The 18,345-nt window shown below is 56.0% G+C and carries 22 protein-coding genes; 8 read left to right on the top strand and 14 right to left on the bottom strand.

Annotated features, from left to right (window positions below; all coding sequences use genetic code 11):
- The first annotated feature begins 2 nt into the window (after positions 1 to 2).
- Complete coding sequence (locus UTO39_RS16430) at positions 3 to 647, top strand: OapA family protein (protein ID WP_061099462.1); 645 nt, start codon at positions 3 to 5, stop codon at positions 645 to 647.
- A 46-nt stretch (positions 648 to 693) separates the two neighbouring features.
- Here UTO39_RS16430 and UTO39_RS16425 read toward each other — a convergent pair whose 3' ends face one another.
- The 5 genes from UTO39_RS16425 to rpsF form a co-directional block, all read right to left on the bottom strand.
- A complete protein-coding gene (locus UTO39_RS16425) occupies positions 694 to 1,623 on the bottom strand; it encodes a DMT family transporter (protein ID WP_320727582.1) in 930 nt (309 codons plus the stop codon).
- Between the two features lie 153 nt (positions 1,624 to 1,776).
- Positions 1,777 to 2,226 carry a 50S ribosomal protein L9 gene (rplI, locus tag UTO39_RS16420; RefSeq protein WP_006810372.1) on the bottom strand — a complete coding sequence of 150 codons (450 nt, stop codon included), beginning with the start codon at positions 2,224 to 2,226 and terminating at the stop codon, positions 1,777 to 1,779.
- 41 nt (positions 2,227 to 2,267) lie between these two features.
- Positions 2,268 to 2,495: a 30S ribosomal protein S18 gene (gene rpsR / locus UTO39_RS16415; RefSeq protein ID WP_000135199.1), complete on the bottom strand. Its 228-nt coding sequence runs from the start codon at positions 2,493 to 2,495 to the stop codon at positions 2,268 to 2,270.
- A gap of 4 nt (positions 2,496 to 2,499) precedes the next feature.
- Complete coding sequence (priB, locus tag UTO39_RS16410; protein WP_028015270.1) at positions 2,500 to 2,814, bottom strand: primosomal replication protein N; 315 nt, start codon at positions 2,812 to 2,814, stop codon at positions 2,500 to 2,502.
- 6 nt (positions 2,815 to 2,820) lie between these two features.
- Positions 2,821 to 3,216 (bottom strand): 30S ribosomal protein S6, encoded by a 396-nt coding sequence (gene rpsF / locus UTO39_RS16405; RefSeq protein WP_014068637.1) that lies wholly within the window; start codon positions 3,214 to 3,216, stop codon positions 2,821 to 2,823.
- Positions 3,217 to 3,556: 340 nt separating this feature from the next.
- Here rpsF and yjfY point away from each other — a divergent pair, with 340 nt between their 5' ends.
- Complete coding sequence (gene yjfY, locus UTO39_RS16400; protein ID WP_151412998.1) at positions 3,557 to 3,832, top strand: DUF1471 family protein YjfY; 276 nt, start codon at positions 3,557 to 3,559, stop codon at positions 3,830 to 3,832.
- A gap of 138 nt (positions 3,833 to 3,970) precedes the next feature.
- Here the strand turns inward: yjfY and UTO39_RS16395 are convergent, their stop codons facing one another.
- From UTO39_RS16395 to ulaA, 6 genes are read right to left on the bottom strand one after another with little or no spacing between them, the layout of a single operon-like run.
- A complete protein-coding gene (locus UTO39_RS16395; protein WP_320727581.1) occupies positions 3,971 to 4,657 on the bottom strand; it encodes an L-ribulose-5-phosphate 4-epimerase in 687 nt (228 codons plus the stop codon).
- Positions 4,650 to 5,510 carry an L-ribulose-5-phosphate 3-epimerase gene (locus UTO39_RS16390; RefSeq protein WP_320727580.1) on the bottom strand — a complete coding sequence of 287 codons (861 nt, stop codon included), beginning with the start codon at positions 5,508 to 5,510 and terminating at the stop codon, positions 4,650 to 4,652. The genes UTO39_RS16395 and UTO39_RS16390 overlap by 8 nt, the downstream gene beginning before the upstream one ends.
- A 9-nt stretch (positions 5,511 to 5,519) precedes the next feature.
- The gene (ulaD, locus tag UTO39_RS16385; protein WP_061099467.1) at positions 5,520 to 6,170 is read right to left on the bottom strand and encodes a 3-keto-L-gulonate-6-phosphate decarboxylase UlaD; all 651 of its coding nucleotides are present in this window, start codon (positions 6,168 to 6,170) and stop codon (positions 5,520 to 5,522) included.
- Positions 6,171 to 6,182: 12 nt separating this feature from the next.
- Positions 6,183 to 6,650, bottom strand: coding sequence for a PTS ascorbate transporter subunit IIA (ulaC, locus tag UTO39_RS16380; protein WP_061099468.1), 468 nt, complete (start codon positions 6,648 to 6,650; stop codon positions 6,183 to 6,185).
- Between the two features lie 9 nt (positions 6,651 to 6,659).
- Positions 6,660 to 6,965, bottom strand: a complete 306-nt coding sequence (gene ulaB / locus UTO39_RS16375) for a PTS ascorbate transporter subunit IIB (protein ID WP_003856022.1) — start codon at positions 6,963 to 6,965, stop codon at positions 6,660 to 6,662.
- 12 nt (positions 6,966 to 6,977) lie between these two features.
- The gene (ulaA, locus tag UTO39_RS16370; protein ID WP_061099469.1) at positions 6,978 to 8,378 is read right to left on the bottom strand and encodes a PTS ascorbate transporter subunit IIC; all 1,401 of its coding nucleotides are present in this window, start codon (positions 8,376 to 8,378) and stop codon (positions 6,978 to 6,980) included.
- A gap of 359 nt (positions 8,379 to 8,737) precedes the next feature.
- Here ulaA and ulaG point away from each other — a divergent pair, with 359 nt between their 5' ends.
- Together ulaG and ulaR are read left to right on the top strand one after the other, a co-directional pair.
- On the top strand, positions 8,738 to 9,802 hold the full coding sequence (gene ulaG / locus UTO39_RS16365; RefSeq protein WP_006810379.1) for an L-ascorbate 6-phosphate lactonase: 1,065 nt from the start codon (positions 8,738 to 8,740) through the stop codon (positions 9,800 to 9,802).
- Between the two features lie 110 nt (positions 9,803 to 9,912).
- Entirely contained in the window at positions 9,913 to 10,668 is a 756-nt protein-coding gene (gene ulaR, locus UTO39_RS16360; protein WP_024907324.1) for an HTH-type transcriptional regulator UlaR, read from the top strand.
- Here the strand turns inward: ulaR and yjfP are convergent.
- The gene (gene yjfP / locus UTO39_RS16355) at positions 10,665 to 11,387 is read right to left on the bottom strand and encodes an esterase (RefSeq protein ID WP_320727579.1); all 723 of its coding nucleotides are present in this window, start codon (positions 11,385 to 11,387) and stop codon (positions 10,665 to 10,667) included. The two genes, ulaR and yjfP, sit on opposite strands and share 4 nt — an antisense overlap.
- Positions 11,388 to 11,524: 137 nt before the next feature.
- Between yjfP and bsmA the strand changes: the two genes are divergently transcribed.
- The 3 genes from bsmA to UTO39_RS16340 all read left to right on the top strand — a co-directional run bounded on the left by bsmA (position 11,525) and on the right by UTO39_RS16340 (position 14,381).
- Positions 11,525 to 11,854 (top strand): biofilm peroxide resistance protein BsmA, encoded by a 330-nt coding sequence (gene bsmA, locus UTO39_RS16350; RefSeq protein ID WP_028015263.1) that lies wholly within the window; start codon positions 11,525 to 11,527, stop codon positions 11,852 to 11,854.
- A gap of 136 nt (positions 11,855 to 11,990) precedes the next feature.
- The gene (yjfN, locus tag UTO39_RS16345; RefSeq protein ID WP_032644956.1) at positions 11,991 to 12,278 is read left to right on the top strand and encodes a DUF1471 family protease activator YjfN; all 288 of its coding nucleotides are present in this window, start codon (positions 11,991 to 11,993) and stop codon (positions 12,276 to 12,278) included.
- Between the two features lie 171 nt (positions 12,279 to 12,449).
- Positions 12,450 to 14,381: a Cache 3/Cache 2 fusion domain-containing protein gene (locus tag UTO39_RS16340; RefSeq protein WP_320727578.1), complete on the top strand. Its 1,932-nt coding sequence runs from the start codon at positions 12,450 to 12,452 to the stop codon at positions 14,379 to 14,381.
- Here UTO39_RS16340 and UTO39_RS16335 read toward each other — a convergent pair.
- Complete coding sequence (locus UTO39_RS16335) at positions 14,378 to 16,000, bottom strand: isovaleryl-CoA dehydrogenase (RefSeq protein ID WP_048998725.1); 1,623 nt, start codon at positions 15,998 to 16,000, stop codon at positions 14,378 to 14,380. The two genes, UTO39_RS16340 and UTO39_RS16335, sit on opposite strands and share 4 nt — an antisense overlap.
- Before the next feature lie 194 nt (positions 16,001 to 16,194).
- Between UTO39_RS16335 and UTO39_RS16330 the strand changes: the two genes are divergently transcribed.
- Positions 16,195 to 17,469, top strand: coding sequence for an MFS transporter (locus tag UTO39_RS16330; RefSeq protein ID WP_320727577.1), 1,275 nt, complete (start codon positions 16,195 to 16,197; stop codon positions 17,467 to 17,469).
- 90 nt (positions 17,470 to 17,559) lie between these two features.
- On the opposite strand, the gene rlmB is transcribed toward UTO39_RS16330, so the two are convergent.
- Positions 17,560 to 18,294 (bottom strand): 23S rRNA (guanosine(2251)-2'-O)-methyltransferase RlmB, encoded by a 735-nt coding sequence (gene rlmB / locus UTO39_RS16325; RefSeq protein WP_061099474.1) that lies wholly within the window; start codon positions 18,292 to 18,294, stop codon positions 17,560 to 17,562.
- Between the last annotated feature and the right edge of the window lie 51 nt (positions 18,295 to 18,345).

Below are 18,345 nucleotides of genomic sequence, written 5' to 3'. Positions count from 1 at the left end.
CCATGCCCGGGCGATTTGAACTGAAACCTACCCTGGCGAAAATCTGGCAGGCGCCGGACAATTTTCGCATTATGGACCCGCTGCCTCCTCTGCACCGCAGGGGGATCATCATTGGTGCGCTGATGGTCATCGTGGGCTTCCTGCTTCCATCCGGCGGTGATGATGTCGATACCGCGCCTGTCACCCGCAATGCGCAGCTGGATATTCAGTCGCAAACGCGGCCACAGCCTGACGCGCAGCCTATGCAGACACAGCTGGTGACTCCGTCTAACGATCCGGGCCAGGTCGCGCCTGTTGAACCTGAACCCGTTCAGGATGAACAGCCGCAGGAGCAGACCGCAGCCCCGTCTGAGCCGCAAACCCAGCAGCCGACCGGCATTGAGCAGCAGTGGCGTTCCTATCGCGTGGAGCCGGGCAAAACCCTGGCACAGCTTTTCCGCGACCATAACCTGCCGCCGACCGACGTGTACGCCATGGCAAAAGTGGAAGGCGCAGGCAAGCCGCTCAGTAACCTGCAGAATGGCCAGATGGTGCAGATTCGCCAGAACGCCAGCGGGGTGGTCACCGGGTTAACGATTGATACCGGGAATGGGCAGCAGGTGCTGTTTACCCGCCAGCCGGACGGCAGTTTCATCAGAGCACGTTAATGGCACAGGCCGGGTATGGCGAAGCCGCCACCCGGCACTTTTGTTCTCAGGCACTCCGTTTATTCACCCACCAGATCCCCGAGCAGACCAGCACCAGCGCAATCGCGTATTTGATATCCAGAATGTTTTCCCCGAGGAAAATGGCGGAAAGCACCGTCCCTGCCACAGGAATGACAAAGTTGAACGGGGCAATCATGCTTACGCGGTTCACTTTCAGCAGCGCGCTCCACAGGGCGAACGCCACGGAGGAGAGCAGCGTCAGATACCCCAGCACCGCAACGGCCTTCATGCTGTGCACTTCCAGCGTCCCGCCCGTGGCATAACCTCCCGCAACCAGCGCAGCCCCGCCTATCGCCAGCTGCCAGCCGGTCATCACCGTTGGGTCAACGGTCTGGGAAATACGTTTCCCGTAAAGCGTGGCGGCAGAGAGAATAAAGGCCGCCAGCACCACAAAGCCGTCGCCTTTCCAGATAAACTGGAAATCGCTTAACCCGCTGTGGAAGTTCACCAGCATCACCCCGGCAAACCCGAGAATACAGCCCAGCGTTTTGTTATAGCTGAGTTTGTCGTTGTGGTAGATAAAGTGCGCCAGCAGCACGCTGAAGAAAGTCCCGGTGGCGTTCATGATTGAGCCGTTCACCCCCGTCGTGTAGGCCAGCCCTATATAGAAGAAAGTGTACTGAATGGTGGTCTGGGTCAGCCCGAGGATCGTGAGCTGGCCAAACTGCGCGGGCGTGAGCCTGCCAATCGGCTTGCGCTGGGCTAGCGCAAACAGCAGCAGCAACACACCGGCAAACAGAAAACGGTATCCGGCAAAAACAACTTTGGACGGGATGTCATCGGTCGCTATCTGAAAGAGTTCGTAGCCATTTTTAATGGCCGGGTACGAGCTACCCCAAAGCAGGCAGCAGAGCGTGGCGCAGGCGTAGGCCACATGTCGACGGGCAAAGACGGGCGTGGGCAGAGCGGTATCCATGACAAATCTCATAAATAAAATTGCGTTTCATTTTATTATCAAAGAATGCGTCAGGAATAGCGATCGTACAAGACAAAAAGAGAATGTTCGGTAGCCTTAAAAAAGCAAAACGCCGGCACAAGGCCGGCGCTTCGACGCGAGCAGAGTAAAAAATTACTCAGCTACAACGTTAACAACCAGTTTAGCGAACACTTCGCTGTGAACCTGGAAGTCAACTTCGTGCTCACCAGTGGTACGCAGAACGCCGTTCGGCATGCGAACTTCGCTCTTAGCCACTTTAACGCCTGCTGCAGTAACTGCATCAGCGATATCGCGGGTACCGATGGAACCGAACAGTTTACCTTCGTCGCCAGCTTTGGAAGCGATGGTAACAGTGCCCAGTGCGTTGATTGCTTCAGCGCGAGCGTTAGCAGCCGCCAGAACGTCAGCCAGTTTGGCTTCCAGTTCAGCGCGACGTGCTTCGAAAAACTCTACGTTTTTCTTAGTAGCTGGAACAGCTTTACCCTGTGGAACCAGGAAGTTACGAGCGTAGCCCGCTTTAACGTTTACCTGATCACCCAGGCTGCCCAGGTTTGCTACTTTATCAAGCAGAATAACTTGCATTACCTTATCCTCTTAAAGTCGTATTAATGGACCGTGCCCGATTACTGATGACGATCAGTGTACGGCAGCAGGGACAGGTAGCGAGCGCGTTTGATAGCGCGAGCCAGCTGACGCTGATATTTTGCACGAGTACCGGTGATACGGCTTGGGACAATCTTACCGCTTTCGGTGATGTAGTTTTTCAGCGTTGCGATATCTTTATAGTCGATCTCTTGAACGCCTTCCGCGGTGAAACGGCAGAACTTGCGACGACGGAAATAACGTGCCATATGGCTAGTCTCCAGTATCTATCAAATCAATCTGCTCGGCATGCAGAACCATTTTGCTCAGGCCGTTCTTTGCCTTGTGGCAAGAGATGAACCCCTGAACGATTACTGCGCTACCGACCGTTAAACTGTGAGTAATGGCCTGGTTTTCGTGTCCGCTAATAATAACGGGCATTTGGCACCACGCCTGCCGGTGAAACCCGGCTTCCTCTTGCACAGAACGATGCTCAAGCACGAACTGGCAATGCGGAATTCCTGATGGACTGACCTTTCGAAGGGGAGCCCTGCATACGATGCCGGACAACGCCAGACGGTTGGTCATCAGAAATTACTCTTCAGAATCCCCAGCATCAGAATCATCTGCGGTTTCGTTTGCGAAATCATCGCGACGCTCACGGCGCTCGTCTTTCGCTTTAACCATCGGAGATGCTTCGGTAACTGCGTTTTTGGTACGCATAACCATGCTGCGGATAACGGCATCGTTGAAGCGGAAGGTAGTTTCCAGCTCATCGATCACTTCCTGCGGCGCTTCAACGTTCATCAGAACGTAGTGTGCTTTGTGCAGTTTGTTGATCGGGTAAGCCAGCTGACGGCGGCCCCAGTCTTCCAGACGGTGGATCGTACCTTCTGCACCAGTGATGGCAGCAGAGTAACGCTCGATCATACCCGGAACCTGTTCGCTCTGGTCAGGATGGACCATAAAAACGATTTCGTAATGACGCATCGAATTGCTCCTTACGGATTATTCAGCCTCCTGTCTGGGTCAGCCGAGGCCCGGGGAGGCAAGGAACGTGTTAAAGGTCGGCTGAAAAATTGACGCGTCATAATACTTGCGCGCCCCTGGAAACTCAAGCTGATTGCACAAATAATTCGCACAAAGCGTAAAGCTGGTCTAAGTGGGTGATTTAAAATTAATCGCATCAGGAAGCGTTGTTTTTTTGAACAACTGCATCAGAAATGGTCACGCATCCCCGCCGGATGAGTGATTACACTTTAATCAGAGACCCACTGAATCAAAGAAGGAGCATTCCCCTCACACAGCACGCAGTCGTGGAGCGCATATCATGAAAAAAATCGCAGTAGCCATAATGGCGGCGCTTTTGCTCAGTGCAAACGCGATGGCAGCCATCAAAATAGACGGCCAGCAGGCCAGAAACATGGATGATGTGCACAGCTTAGGCGTAATCTATATCAATCATAATTTCGCCACTGAAAGCGAAGCAGATCAGGCGCTAAATGAAGAGACTGATGCCCAGGGCGCAACCTATTACCACGTGATATTAACCCGTGAGCCCGGCAGCAACGGCAACATGCACGCCAGTGCAGATATCTACCGGTAACGCTTAACGCTAGCACCAGGAAAGCCAACAACGAGAACATAGCCATAGTTGACGTTGCCCCCTGTCCGGGGGCTTTTTTTGTGAATGGCTCCGGAATACCACCGGTTACAACTGTTTTCGGTATTCCAGAGCACTTATTCACTTTTGCCCGTAGTAGGCATTCGGGCCGTGCTTGCGCATGAAATGCTTGTTCATCAGGTAATCGTCAATGCCCTGAAGCTGTGGATTAATGTCGCGGGCAATCCACGCCATTTTAGCCACCTCCTCCATCACGACAGCATTGTGTACCGCGTCGTGAGCATCTTTACCCCAGGAGAACGGACCGTGCTGGTACACCACAATCCCCGGCGTATGCAGCGGTTCCGTTTCACCCAGCGTTTCGATAATCACCTTGCCGGTGTTGCGTTCGTACTCCCCTTCTACTTCAGCCTGCGTTAATGCCCGCGTGCAGGGAATGTCGCCGAAGAAGTAGTCCGCATGCGTCGTGCCCAGCGCCGGGACAGGCAGCCCCGCCTGTGCCCAGGCGGTGGCGTGCGTGGAGTGGGTGTGGACAATACCACCCAGCGACGGATAACGCTGGTACAGCGCCAGATGGGTCGCCGTATCTGAAGAAGGACGCCATTTACCCTCAACGACGTTTCCTTCGAGGTCGACCACCACCATATCGTCCGCTTTCATGGTCTCATACGCCACGCCGCTCGGCTTGATCACAACCAGACCTTGTTCGCGGTCGATGGCGCTCACGTTGCCCCAGGTGAACGTTACCAGGCCATAGCGCGGCAGATCCATATTGGCCTCAAAGACCTGCTGTTTCAGCTTAAGCATGTTCAACCTCCAGCAAACCCGCCCGCGCCATCCGCTCGCGCACCCAGTCCCGCGCTTTTGCCACTTCCGCAGCCGGGTCGTCTGACGTTTCGCTCCACATCTCAATCAGGTAAGGCCCGCAATACCCTGTCTGCTTGAGCGTCTCGAAGCACCGTTCGAAATCCACCACCCCGGTGCCGAACGGCACGTTTTTAAACACGCCAGGACGGGTATCTTTAACGTGCACCGCCACGATATGCCCGATGCCCGCCTGCAGCTCCATCTGCACGTCGTTATCCCAGGCCGACAGGTTGCCGATATCCGGGTAAAGCTGGAACCAGGGGTTATTCAGATAGTGCGCATAGCCCAGCGCCTTGCTGATGGAGTTCATCAACGGGTAGTCCATGATCTCCATCGCCAGCGTGACCTGCGCGCGGCTTGCCATCTCAACGCTCTCTTTCAGGCCGTCACGGAAACGACGGCGCGTTTCGTCGTTGGCTTCCTGATAGTAAACGTCGTAACCCGCCAGCTGGATCACGCGGATGCCGACATCCTGCGCAAAACGAATGGCTGTGCGCATGATCTCCAGCCCTTCAGCGCGCACGGCATCATCTTCACTTCCCAGCGGGAAACGACGATGAGCGCTCAGACACATGGACGGGACGCGCACGCCGGTCTCGGCAATGGCGCTCACCAACGCCAGACGCTGCTCGCGGCTCCAGTCCAGGCGAGAGAGTCGCTCGTTTGTTTCATCCACGGACATTTCGACAAAATCGAAACCCAGCTGTTTTGCCAGCCGTAACCGCTCCAGCCAGCACTCCCCCGCAGGGAGTGCCTTTTCATAGATGCCAAGCGGGACCTGTTTTGACAACATACCCGCTCCTTAGCCCCAAAGCTGAGCGATTGAGCGTTTGAACTGACGCGCCGCTTCCACCGGAGAGGCCGCGTCGCGAATGCTGCGGCCAGCGATAAAGACGTGAATCGGGATGCCCTGGAACAGCGGCAGATCTTCCAGCGCCAGGCCACCGGTGACGGTGACTTTAAAGCCCATATCCGCCAGACGCTTAATTGCGCTGATATCCGCGTCGCCCCACGCCACGCCTGCGGCCTGCGCATCACGGCTGCGGTGATACACCACCTGCTGGATGCCCGCTTCGCGCCACTCCTGCGCCTGCTCCCAGGTCCAGAAACCGGTCAGTTCAATCTGCACGTCGCCGTTAAACTCTTTTGCCACGTCCAGCGCGCCTTTGGCGGTGTTGATATCCGCACAGCAGATCACGGTGACCCAGTCGGCGTTGGCTTCAAAGCACATGCGGGAAAGGATTTTGCCTGCGTCGGCAATTTTGGCATCCGCCAGCACGATTTTGTGCGGATAGAGCGCCTTCAGGTCACGAACGGCGCGCACGCCTTCGCCCACGCACAGAATGGTCCCCACTTCGATGATGTCCACCTCTTCCGCAATCAGGCGGGTGGTTTCGTAAGCGTGAGAGAGCGTCTGGTTATCCAGCGCAACTTGCAACATTGGTAATGACATGTTCAATTCCTCTTAAACGGCCGCCGCAGTGGCGTTATCAATTAAATCCAGCACGTCCTGCGCGGTGCGGCAGGCGCGTAAACGATCAAAATTGGCTTCGTCATCAAACAGGTTGACGATCTGCATGATGCCCACCTCCTGATGGGTGTTGGCATCAACGGCTGCCATGGTGATGAGAATGTCGACCGGGTCGTTATCTTCGTGGTTGAACACCAGCGGCGTTTTCAGGGTCACCAGCGCAAAACCGGTTTTCTTGACGCCCTCTTCCGGGCGGCCGTGCGGCATCGCCAGGCCCGGCGCAATCACGAAATAGGGGCCGTGCTGCGCCACGCCATCCAGAATGGCCTGGTAATAGCGCGGCTCGACAACGTCCGCCTTAACCAGCAGATCCACGCTCAGCTTCACCGCTTCCTGCCAGGTGCTGGCGTCGGCCTGTAAAAGGATGGAGTTATTTTCTGCCAGCGAATCACGTAGTTTCATGTGGCGTCCTTACTTCACGTCTTGTGGGAAGTGTTCTTTGATCACTTCCAGCAGTTTTGGCCCGAAATCCGCAGGCGACAGCATGTTGCGTACGCCTACCACATATTTGTTGCCCGACACGCTAATCTCGCCGGCAATGTGAGTTGAAGCGATGATGATGTCCGCGCCGTTCAGTTCACTTTTGTATTCACCCACTGCGCAGCTGTTCACCGTGTGGTCGATGTTTGACTGGGTTAAAAACTGGTCCACTTTCATCTTCATGATCATGGAGCTACCTTGCCCATTGCCACACACAGCCAGGATACGTACGGTCATAATCGAAACTCCTTAGTGAGCAGAAACTTCTGCTGTTTGTTTTTCTGCATCTTCTTCTGCTCGCAGCGAACGGCCAGCGAAGAACATATAAGCCAGAGCAATCAGGATGATGACGGCCATAAAGACCAGCCCGACGGAGGCAAAGCCCTGCATCATCGGCGGGGCCAGAATTGACCAGTCCGCCATGCCCATCCAGGCGCTCATACCGGTGAGCTTGACTGCCCACACGCACCCGAAGATTTCCACCATGCCCATCACCAGGCAGATCTTGAGCGCCGCGCGCCAGCCGCCGAAGTGGTTCGCAAACACGCCGATAGTGGCGTTGGAGAAGAACATCGGGATAAAGCCAGGAATAATCAGGATTGAGGAGCCGCAGCCCACCAGGATGCCCACCGCAATCAGCTGGCCGATGGTGCCCCACATAAAGCCCCAGACGACGGCGTTTGGCGCAAAGCTATAGATAGCCGCACAGTCAATCGCCAGTACCGCACCAGGGATCAGGCGCTGGGAGATGCCGTTGAAGGCTTCCGACAGCTCGGCGACGAACATACGCACGCCCTGAGTGATGATGAAAATCGCTACCGCGAAGGAGAAACCGGTCTGCAGGATATAGACCGTCCAGTGGGTTTTACCCGCCATCGCCTGCACGACGTCAATGCCGAAAGAGAGCAGAATGGCGCCGAAGAAGAGGGTCATCACAATCGCCGTTGAGACGATGTTGTCGTGGAAAATATTGAGCCAGCCAGGCAGCTTAAGGTCTTCAACGCTCTCTTCTTTTTTACCCAGATACGGCGCGACTTTATAAGCAAGCCAGGCGGCAAACTGCTGCTGGTGACCGATGGAGAAGCCGCAGCCGTCGGTTACTATCTGCGTTGGCTTGTACATCATGTTGGACGTGATACCCCAGTAGAGCGAGACCAGCACGGCGGTGCAGATAATCGTGGTCCACATCGGGTAACCAAAGATATAGAGAGAAACCGCGATCAGTCCCGCCTGCTGGAACATGATGTGCCCGGTGAGCATGATGGTGCGAATACCGGTAATGCGGCGCAGCAGAACATAGATAATGTTGAGCGCCAGCGCGAGCAGCACCGCATACCCCACCCAGCTATAGGCATCGCCCATGCGATCGATGGTCGCCATCATTGAGGCGTAGGTATCAGAGATAGCCCCGTTAATGCCATACACTTCCGACATTTTGGCGACAACTGGCTTAAACGTGCTGGTCAGAATGCCTGACCCCGCCTGCAACAGCATGAAACCGATAATGGTTTTGATGGTGCCTTTAATAATCACGCTGACGCTTTTGCGCAGCAGGATGTACCCCAGGCACGTCACGATACCCAGCAATAGCGGGGCGTTGGTCATTACCTGATTAAAGAAAACGGTAAAGACGTTGTAGAGGATCTCCATAACTCTCTCCAGAAATGAGAACACGAGGGGCAATCCCTGTGCGGTTGGTGCCATCACTCTATTAATCACAAATAATCACCACAAGATTGCATTTGATTATTTGTGACGCATCACGCAATTTATTTCCACGCTGTTAGTAATGATTTTCACTACCGCACCACGAAAATAAATTAATCCTTATAATTCATCAAATTAATGTTTAATACAGGATAATCTAACAAGTAAATAGCGGAGAGTCCGTGAAGTCGCGCAGATAAAATTCCTCATTTTTACCATTGCAAAGCGCGTCAAATGGTGCCAGCATTAATCACAACAAATCACCATGTGATTACTTTTGATTAAACCCAGGAGTCAAAACGATGAGTAAAGTGAAAACCATCACCCGTGAATCATGGATTCTGAGCACATTCCCTGAGTGGGGTAGCTGGCTGAACGAAGAGATTGAGCAGGAACAGGTTGCTCCTGGCACGTTTGCAATGTGGTGGCTGGGCTGTACCGGTATCTGGCTGAAATCAGAGGGCGGTGCCAATATCTGCGTCGATTTCTGGTGCGGCACCGGCAAACAGAGCCACGGTAACCCGCTGATGAAAAAAGGCCACCAGATGCAGCGTATGGCCGGCGTGGAAAAACTGCAGCCGAACCTGCGCACCACGCCGTTTGTGCTTGATCCTTTTGCCATTCGTCAGATCGACGCCGTTCTCTCTACCCACGATCACAACGACCATATTGACGTGAACGTGGCGGCAGCGGTGATGCAAAACTGCGCGGACGACGTGCCGTTCATTGGGCCGCAGACCTGCGTAGATCTCTGGATCGGCTGGGGTGTGCCGAAAGAGCGCTGCATCGTGATGAAGCCTGGCGACGTGGTGAAAATTAAAGACATTGAAATCCACGCGCTGGATGCCTTTGACCGTACCGCGCTGATTACCCTGCCGGCCGATCAGAAAGCCGCGGGCGTGCTGCCGGATGGTATGGACGAGCGCGCGGTGAACTACCTGTTCAAAACGCCGGGCGGCTCCCTGTATCACAGCGGTGATTCCCACTACTCCAACTATTACGCGAAGCACGGCAACGAACATCAGATTGACGTGGCGCTGGGCTCGTACGGCGAAAACCCGCGCGGTATTACAGACAAAATGACCAGCGCCGATATGCTGCGCATGGCGGAAGCGTTGAACACCAAAGTGGTGATCCCGTTCCACCACGATATCTGGTCAAACTTCCAGGCCGATCCGCAGGAAATCCGCGTGCTGTGGGAGATGAAAAAAGACCGCCTGAAGTACGGCTTCAAGCCCTTTATCTGGCAGGTTGGCGGCAAGTTCACCTGGCCTCTGGACAAAGACAATCTCGAGTATCACTACCCGCGCGGCTTCGATGATTGCTTCACCATTGAGCCAGATCTCCCGTTCAAGTCCTTCCTCTGATTGTGAGGCCACATCGCCAGACCCTGTGTCTGGCGATTTCATATTTATTTTAGTAATTTCACGCTATTTCAAATATCATCTTTTCAAATCAATTCTTATCGGAATAGCTCATGACGGAAGCGCAACGGCATCAAATTTTACTGGAACTCCTGGCGCAAACAGGGTTTATCACCGTCGAGAAAGTGATCGAACGTTTAGGGATCTCACCCGCCACCGCGCGGCGAGACATCAACAAGCTGGATGAGAGCGGCAAGCTGAAAAAAGTCCGCAACGGCGCGGAAGCCATCAGCCAGCAGCGTCCACGCTGGTCGCCGATGAATATTCATCAGGCCCAGAATCACGATGAAAAGGTTCGGATTGCCAGAGCGGCCTCGCAGCTGGTGAACCCCGGTGAGAGCGTCGTCATCAACTGCGGCTCAACGGCGTTTTTGCTGGGTCGCGAGATGTGCGGCAAGCCGGTGCAAATCATCACCAACTATTTGCCGCTGGCTAACTACCTGATCGATCAGGAACATGAGAGTGTCGTGATCATGGGCGGCCAGTACAACAAAAGCCAGTCCATCACGCTCAGCCCTCAGGACAGCGAAAACAGTCTCTACGCCGGGCACTGGATGTTTACCAGCGGCAAAGGCCTGACCGCTGACGGCCTGTATAAAACCGATATGCTGACCGCGATGGCGGAACAAAACATGCTCAACGTCGTGGGCAAGCTCGTTGTGCTGGTCGACAGCAGCAAAGTCGGTGAACGCGCAGGCATGCTGTTCAGCCGCGCAGAACAGATCGACATGGTGATCACCGGCAAAGGGGCGAACCCCGAGATCCTACAGAAGCTGGAAGATCAGGGCGTCAAAGTTCTCCGCGTTTAAAGGTGCTGGCGGAAAAACGCCACCGTAGCGTCCAGCGCCGCTGGCGTGATGCGGTGGCGGACGCCGGATTCCCACAAACAGGTCAGGTTACCGTCCAGCCCTTCATTCTTTAACGCCTGCTGCAGGCGGAAGGTTCCATCGGGCGGGACCACATCGTCCGCATCACCGTGCCACAGCAGCAGCGGGCGATCGGCCAGGCGCGGCAATGCCCGGGTCACTTCCCACTCTGCCAGCATCGCCGTAATTTCCGTTAAATCCTGAGGGGGGAAAAGCGTCTTCGCCAGCGAGGTAAAATAGCCAGAGCCCATCAGACAGGCGACAGACCTCACCTCAGGATGATGCGTCATAATCCCCAGCGCCGTCATACCGCCCATCGACGCCCCGGCCACCGCCAGCCGAGTGTCGGCCACCAGCCCTGCCTCATAGAGCGCATCGCGCAACCCGGCAAACTCGGTCAGGCTGCCGTGCAGAATGTGCCAAAACTGCCCAAGCCGCGCATGTTCATCGCCCGTGAAGCGCGCGCCGTGGTCGGGCGCATCCGGCATCACCACGCGAAAACCCGCCTGCGCCAGCGCCACCGCAAAATAACTGTAAACCAGCTTCGATGAGGTAAACCCATGATAAAAAACCACAACAGGTAGCGGTTTATCACGTTTCCCTGCCGGCACAGCGTGTAGAATTTCATGTTCACCGAGATGGCGTATTTCAATTTCAATCATTGTCGACCCTGTACGAATGAATGATTCATAATGTTGAGAACTGGATTACGGTTTGACGCTATTTTCATTCGAAAATTACGTCCCAGATAACACTTCGGGAACATTCCCCCAAAACTAAATTCGCAGACAACTACACTATGGCTAACAGGAAACGAGATATGGTTATGCACAGGTTTGCTGCTTTATTGCTGGTGTTTCTGCTCAGCGGCTGTAGCGCACTGCAGGGTACACCGCAACCCGCTCCCCCGGTTGCCGATCATCCGCAGGAGATTCGTCGTAATCAGACGGAAGGATTACAGCGAATGGGCACCGTCTCCGCGCTGGTTCGCGGTTCGCCGGATGACGCAGAAGACGCAATAAAGGCACAAGCCGTCGCCGCCAAAGCAGATTATTACGTCATTATTATGATCGACGAAACCATCATAACGGGACAGTGGTATTCACAAGCCATTTTGTACCGGAAATAATGGTTTACCTTTGAACGACATTTACACTGCTTTGCGTCCATAGACATTTTCCTGTCCACAATAAACTCCATGCCAGCGACAAGGAATGGGAGTTTATTCGCGAAGGATTGCCCGGCGGATACCGGAAATATGTGAAATGGAGCTGACGATGAAACGAACTCTTGCTTTGACCTCTCTGTTGCTCTCAGCAGGCCTTGTGAGCACCACCGCGCAGTCAGCAGAATTCGCCAGTGCGGATTGCGTAACAGGTCTGAATGAAATAGGCCAAATCTCCGTCAATAACATTCCGGGGAGCCCGCAAGACGTTGAACGTATCGTGGCATTAAAGGCCGATGAACAGGGCGCGTCATGGTATCGCATCATCCAGATGCAGGAAGATAACCATATCGACCAGTGGCGGGTACAGGCCATTCTCTACGTATAAATCCTACCTGATAAAAGCCACTTATTTTTAGTGGCTTTTCGTTTTTGCAAATTTTTTATCTATTTTAAAACCACTCTAAAACAATAAAATAACATTTTGTTACATTAATTCAGTAAACGTAATCTCCGCTCTGCCGTTGAAGAACCATACCTTTTCAATGATGAGCAATTTATGATCAATTTTTTCCGCCGTGCGGGCCTTGGAACAAAGCTGTCGCTGCTGACGGGCGTCAGCGTCGCCACGCTGTTTCTGCTTTTCACTTTCCTGCTCAGCCAAAAAGCCAGCCAGCAGCTTGAAGCCCTCGCGGTCGAAGATCTGCATAATCAGTCCACCGGTATGGTCGACATGGTACAGATGTTTAATACCAGCCTGAGCGAAGAAGTCGAAAGCTATACCAGGTTGTTTACGACATTTCTGCCCCAGCCGTTTAGCGTCGATACTCAGCAGACCCGGACTATTAACGGGCTCACCGTTCCCCTGCTGAAAGGCGGCGACGCTGAACTCCATGAAAATACAACCTTTTCTGATGACTTTCTGAGCCGTACAGGAGCGATCTCTACGCTGTTTGTTCGCAGCGGTAACGACTTCATCCGCGTTGCCACTTCCCTGCGCAAAGAGAATGGCGATCGCGCCATGGGAACCGTTCTGGACGCGAGCAGCCCGGCATTTGCTTCCGTCACGAAAGGCGAGGTGTACCGCGGCCTGGCGCTCCTGTTTGGCAAACGCTACATCACCCAGTATCAGCCCGTGAAGGATAGTGAAGGCAAGGTCATTGGGATCATCTTCGTGGGGGTGGATATCACTCACTCCTGGAACGTCATGCGCGAGAAAATCCTCAACCGCCGCCTGGGCGAGAGCGGGCACTTCTTTGTGCTGGACCGCAGCAACGGCAAAACGCGCGGTCAGTATCTGTTCCACCCCAGCGAAGAGGGAAAACAGCCGAAGTGGGATAGCGCCACCCAACAGCAATTGCTGAGCGATTCCTCAGGCACGCTGGAACGCATAAGCGACGACGGCCGCACGCTTAAAATGGCCTATACGCCGCTGCCCGGCTGGAACTGGACCATCGTCGGTGAAGTGGATAAATCAGTCCTCCTCTCGAGCGTTAACGCCATGCGCGACCGTTTCCTGCTGGCCGGCGTAGCGTTGTCTGTCCTTTTCGCGGGCCTCTTTGTAGTGCTCATTCGTCGGATGCTGACCCGTCCGCTGCGTAACGTGATTGACCTTGCCCGCCAGTATGCCGCGGGCGATTTACGCTCCAGCCTGCCCGTCACCCGTCAGGATGAGGTTGGCCAACTGGTTGAAGCCATTAACGGTATCGGCGATGGGCTACAAAAAATTGTCCTGCAGGTCCGCGAGGCCGCGGGCGAGATCCATCTGGGCACCAATGCGCTGGCCTCCGATACCGGAGACATCTCCGAACAGATCAACAAGCAGGCCAGCAGCGTTGAAGAGACCTCCGCCAGCATGGAGCAGCTGGCCGCGACCGTGCAGCAAAATGCCGCCAACATGGAGCAAACGCAGCAGCTGGTAGGTGAAACATCGCGCGCGGTTCATCAGGGTGGTGAAACGGTAACCCATGCGGTTGCCACGATGGACGACATTCGCGAAGCGTCAAAACGTATCGAAGACATCACCCGCGTGATCGAGTCCATCGCGTTCCAGACCAATATTCTGGCGCTGAATGCGGCGGTAGAAGCGGCACGCGCTGGCGAGCATGGAAAAGGGTTTGCGGTGGTCGCGCAGGAAGTTCGCGCCCTGGCAGGTCGAAGCGCCAACGCGGTGAAGGAGATTGAACAGCTGATTGGCGATACGCTGCGAAAAGTGGGCGAAGGCCACGCGCTGTCTGAACAGACGCGTCTGGCGATGGATTCCATCATCGTTCATATCGACAATATCAGCCAGCTGGTCACGGAGATTAACCACGCGTCACGCGAGCAGTCCGCTGGGATCGGCCAGGTCAATCTCGCCATGACCCACATTGGCGAAGCGTCGCATATCAATGCCGACCGTATCTCACGCAGCGAGCAAACCGCACGCACGCTGCGCGAAAAAGGATCACACCTTACCCAACTGGTGAGCCTGTTCCAGCTTAAACGCTAGCCAACCCTGCCCGTGGCGCGCAGCAGCAGATCGCTTTGCACCTGCTCATTCATGAGCGTACCGCCACGGGTATCCAGCATCATGCGGCACCACGCCTGCGCCACGGGCGGCGATGCGTGCCGCAGCATCTGGCTTCCGGCCCCCAGCAAAAAGAGCTGCTGCGCGATCTCCCTCCCCTGCGCCTCCTGCGGTTTACGCAGCTTTTGCTGAAGCTGCCGCCAGCTGCGGTCAAAGTGTCTGTCCTGCCCTTTGACCTGGGCAAACTCGTCGGCGAGCAGATCGTGGATCCCTGGCTGCTTTGCCAGCACGCGCAGCACGTCCAGACACATGATATTGCCCGATCCTTCCCAAATGCTGTTTACCGGCATCTCGCGATACAGGCGTGGAAGTTCATTCTCCTCGCAGTACCCGACGCCGCCGAGGGCCTCCATCGCCTCCGCCACAAACGGAATGCCCGCTTTGCACACGCTGAATTTTGCAGCCGGGGTAAAAAGCCGCGCCCAGGCGGCCTCCTGCGGGTCGGTGCGGTTGTCCCACGCCCGGGCCAGACGGAACAGCAGCGCCGTGTGCCCTTCCAGCACCAGCGCCATACGGCTCAGCACTTCACGCATTAGCGGCTGGTCGATAAGATTTTTGCCGAAGGTCTGACGCTGATGGGCGTGGTACAGCGCCACGGAGAGCGCCCGGCGCATTAGCCCGTGGCTGCCCAGCGCACAGTCGAAGCGCGTCAACCCGCCCATCTTCAGGATTTGCCGCACGCCTTCTCCCTCTTCACCCAGCAGCCAGCCGGAGGCATCAAGGAACTCCGCCTCGCTGCTGGCGTTGGAGCGGTTGCCGAGCTTGTCTTTCAGACGCTCAAGGCGCACGGCGTTGCGCTGTCCGTCGGGTAAGAAACGCGGAACAAAGAAGCAGGACAAACCGCCTTTCGCCTGCGCCAGCACCAGATGCGCATCGCTCTGCGGCACGGAGAAAAACCACTTGTGGCCCACCAGCCGGTAGCTGCCGTCGCTACATTTTTCCGCTCTGGTGGTGTTGCTGAGCACGTCCGAGCCGCCCTGCTTTTCCGTCATTCCCATGCCGATCAGCAGGCCGCGCTTTTGCCCACCCGGCGCAAGATGGGGATCGTAACGGTCGCTCATCAGCGGCGTTAACCATTCATGAAACGGTTTGGGCAGCGACTGCTGCAACAGCGGCGTGGCGGCAAAGGTCATGGTCACCGGGCATAACGTCCCCGCTTCTACCTGAGCATGGAGCACGAAGCGCGCGGCCCTGGCGACGAAAGACCCTTTTCGTGCCTCTTCCTCCCAAGCCAGATTATGTACCCGGTTGGCGCAGAGCCCCTGCATCAGCAGGTGCCATGCCGGATGAAAGCGGACGTCATCCAGCCGCTCTCCCGTGGGGTCGTAGCGTAATAGCTCCGGCGGATTGACGTTCGCCAGCCTGCCCAGCTCCAGCGACTCCGCCGTGCCTAACTGCTGTCCGATGCTGGCAAGAAGATCCATATCCCACTCGGCACCCTCGCGCGCAACCGCGTCGCGCAGGGCGCAGTCAGAGAGAAAAAGGTTGCTGTTAGAGAGTGGGGCTGGTTGATTAAAAACGGTATGGGTCTGCCAGTGCATGCTGTCTCCCTCCTTCAGTGGCAATGAAGGTAAGTATGGACAGACCGCATGAACGCTGCATGGGAGTGAAGTCACATGATGGCGATCCCGCTGATATCATTCGTGAAATAGCTCACAGAACATAAGAATAAACTATTTCATTACTCCGCTTATGCTGAATAATTTATTCTTAACCCGTCTTTGTGAGGATCGTTATGCAACAGGATGCGCACAAGCGAGCATTAATTGCAGGCTCCATTGGTAATTTTATCGAGTGGTATGAGTTTGCGGTCTACGGTTTTCTGGCGACCGTGATTGCGAAGAACTTCTTCCAGCTTGAGGGAGAGGCGGGGCTGACCAGTCTGATCCTCACCTGGGCCTCGTTTGCCATCGCCTTCTTCTTCCGTCCGCTGGGTGCGGTGGTATTTGGCCGCATGGGCGACAGGATTGGCCGAAAACCGACGCTGATTATTGTGCTGGTGCTGATGACGCTCGCCACCACGGCCATCGGCATCGTGCCCGTCTACGCCAGCATGGGCATTGCTGCGCCGCTGATCGTTACGCTGCTGCGCATCCTGCAGGGCCTGTTCGCGGGCGGCGAGTACGGCGGTGCGGTCTCGCTGATGACGGAGTTCGCCCCGCGCGGCAAGCGCGGCCTGTACGGCGCGTGGCAGTCCTTTACCGTGGCGCTCGGGCTGCTAGCGGGCGCAGGTATTGTCGCGCTGCTCTCTGCCCTCCTCCCCCCTGAAGCCCTGCACGACTGGGGCTGGCGCATTCCGTTCTTCCTTGCCCTGCCGATGGGCGCGGTCGCGCTATGGCTGCGGGTGAGCATGGAAGAGACGCCGAGCTTTGTGCAGCAGCAGGAAAAACCGGCTGTCGCTCGGGCCAGCACCTCCGCCACGTTCAAAATCATCCTGATGGGCATTGGCCGCGTGATGGTCTGGTCCGCAGCGGGGTATACCTATCTGGTGATTATGCCAACCTATCTGCAGTCAGCTCTGCACACCGGCTTTAACCAGGCGCTGCTGATCGCGGTGATTTCGAACATCGGTTTTGCGCTGACGATTATCCCGGCCGGGATCCTGAGTGACAGGATTGGCCGCCGCACGGTGATGATTATCGCCACCGCGCTGCTGCTGGTCCTCGCCCTGCCGCTGCTGAAAATTTTGCAGGCGGAGTCCGGCACGCTGGCCGTCAAAGCGATTGTGGTGTTGATTGCGGGCGGCCTGGTGGGGATGCTGGCAGGGCCAGGGCCAGCGATGCTGTCTGAAATGTTCCCGACGCGCGTGCGTTATACGGGGCTGGGGCTGGCCTATTCCTTGTCGAACGCGATCTTCTCGGGCTGCGCGGGGCTAATTATTACCGGGCTGATTAAAGAGACGGGCAACCTGGATATTCCGGCGTACTACGTGATGGCAACGGCGGTGGTGAGTATTTTCGCGCTGATGACGCTGAGGAAGGATGACCATTTGCGATCGTTAGAGGAGTGAGGTTGTCACCATCTGGTGGCCTCACCTCGGCCCTCTCCCACGGGGAGAGGGAGAAAACACAAAAGGCCGTCCTTTGGACGGCCTTACTGTTTATTCTCCGCGCTGACGCACCGCTTCAAACAGGCAGATACCCGTCGCAACGGAAACGTTCAGAGACGACACGCTGCCCGCCATCGGGATGCTAATCAGCTCGTCGCAGTGCTCGCGCGTCAGACGACGCATGCCTTCACCTTCCGCACCCATCACCAGCGCCAGGCGGCCGGTCATTTTGCTCTGGTACAGGGTATGATCCGCTTCGCCCGCGGTACCGACGATCCAGATATTCTCTTCCTGCAGCAGACGCATGGTGCGCGCCAGGTTGGTCACGCGGATCAGCGGAACGTTTTCCGCCGCGCCGCAGGCCACTTTCTTCGCCGTCGCGTTCAGTTGAGCAGAGCGATCTTTCGGTACGATCACTGCGTGCACGCCCGCCGCATCCGCGCTGCGCAGGCACGCGCCGAGGTTATGCGGATCGGTTACGCCATCGAGGATCAGGAAGAACGGGTTATCCAGCGCGGCAATCAGATCCGGCAGATCGTTTTCCTGATACTGACGGCCCGGCTTCACGCGGGCAATGATCCCCTGGTGCACCGCACCTTCGCTTTTCTCATCCAGGAACTGGCGGTTCGCCAGCTGGATCACCACGCCCTGCGCTTCCAGCGCGTGGATCAGCGGCATCAGACGTTTGTCTTCACGCCCTTTCAGAATAAACACTTCCTGAAAACGCTCCGGTGCGCGCTCGAGAAGGGCCTGCACCGCGTGGATGCCGTAAATCATTTCACTCATTGATGGTTCTCGTAATAAGTATTTCCCCTCTCCCGGTTGGGGAGAGGGTCA

This window comes from Enterobacter sp. 118C5 (assembly GCF_034107645.1).
Classification (GTDB): domain Bacteria; phylum Pseudomonadota; class Gammaproteobacteria; order Enterobacterales; family Enterobacteriaceae; genus Enterobacter; species Enterobacter nematophilus.
This window is presented reverse-complemented; position numbering and strand designations above follow the sequence as displayed.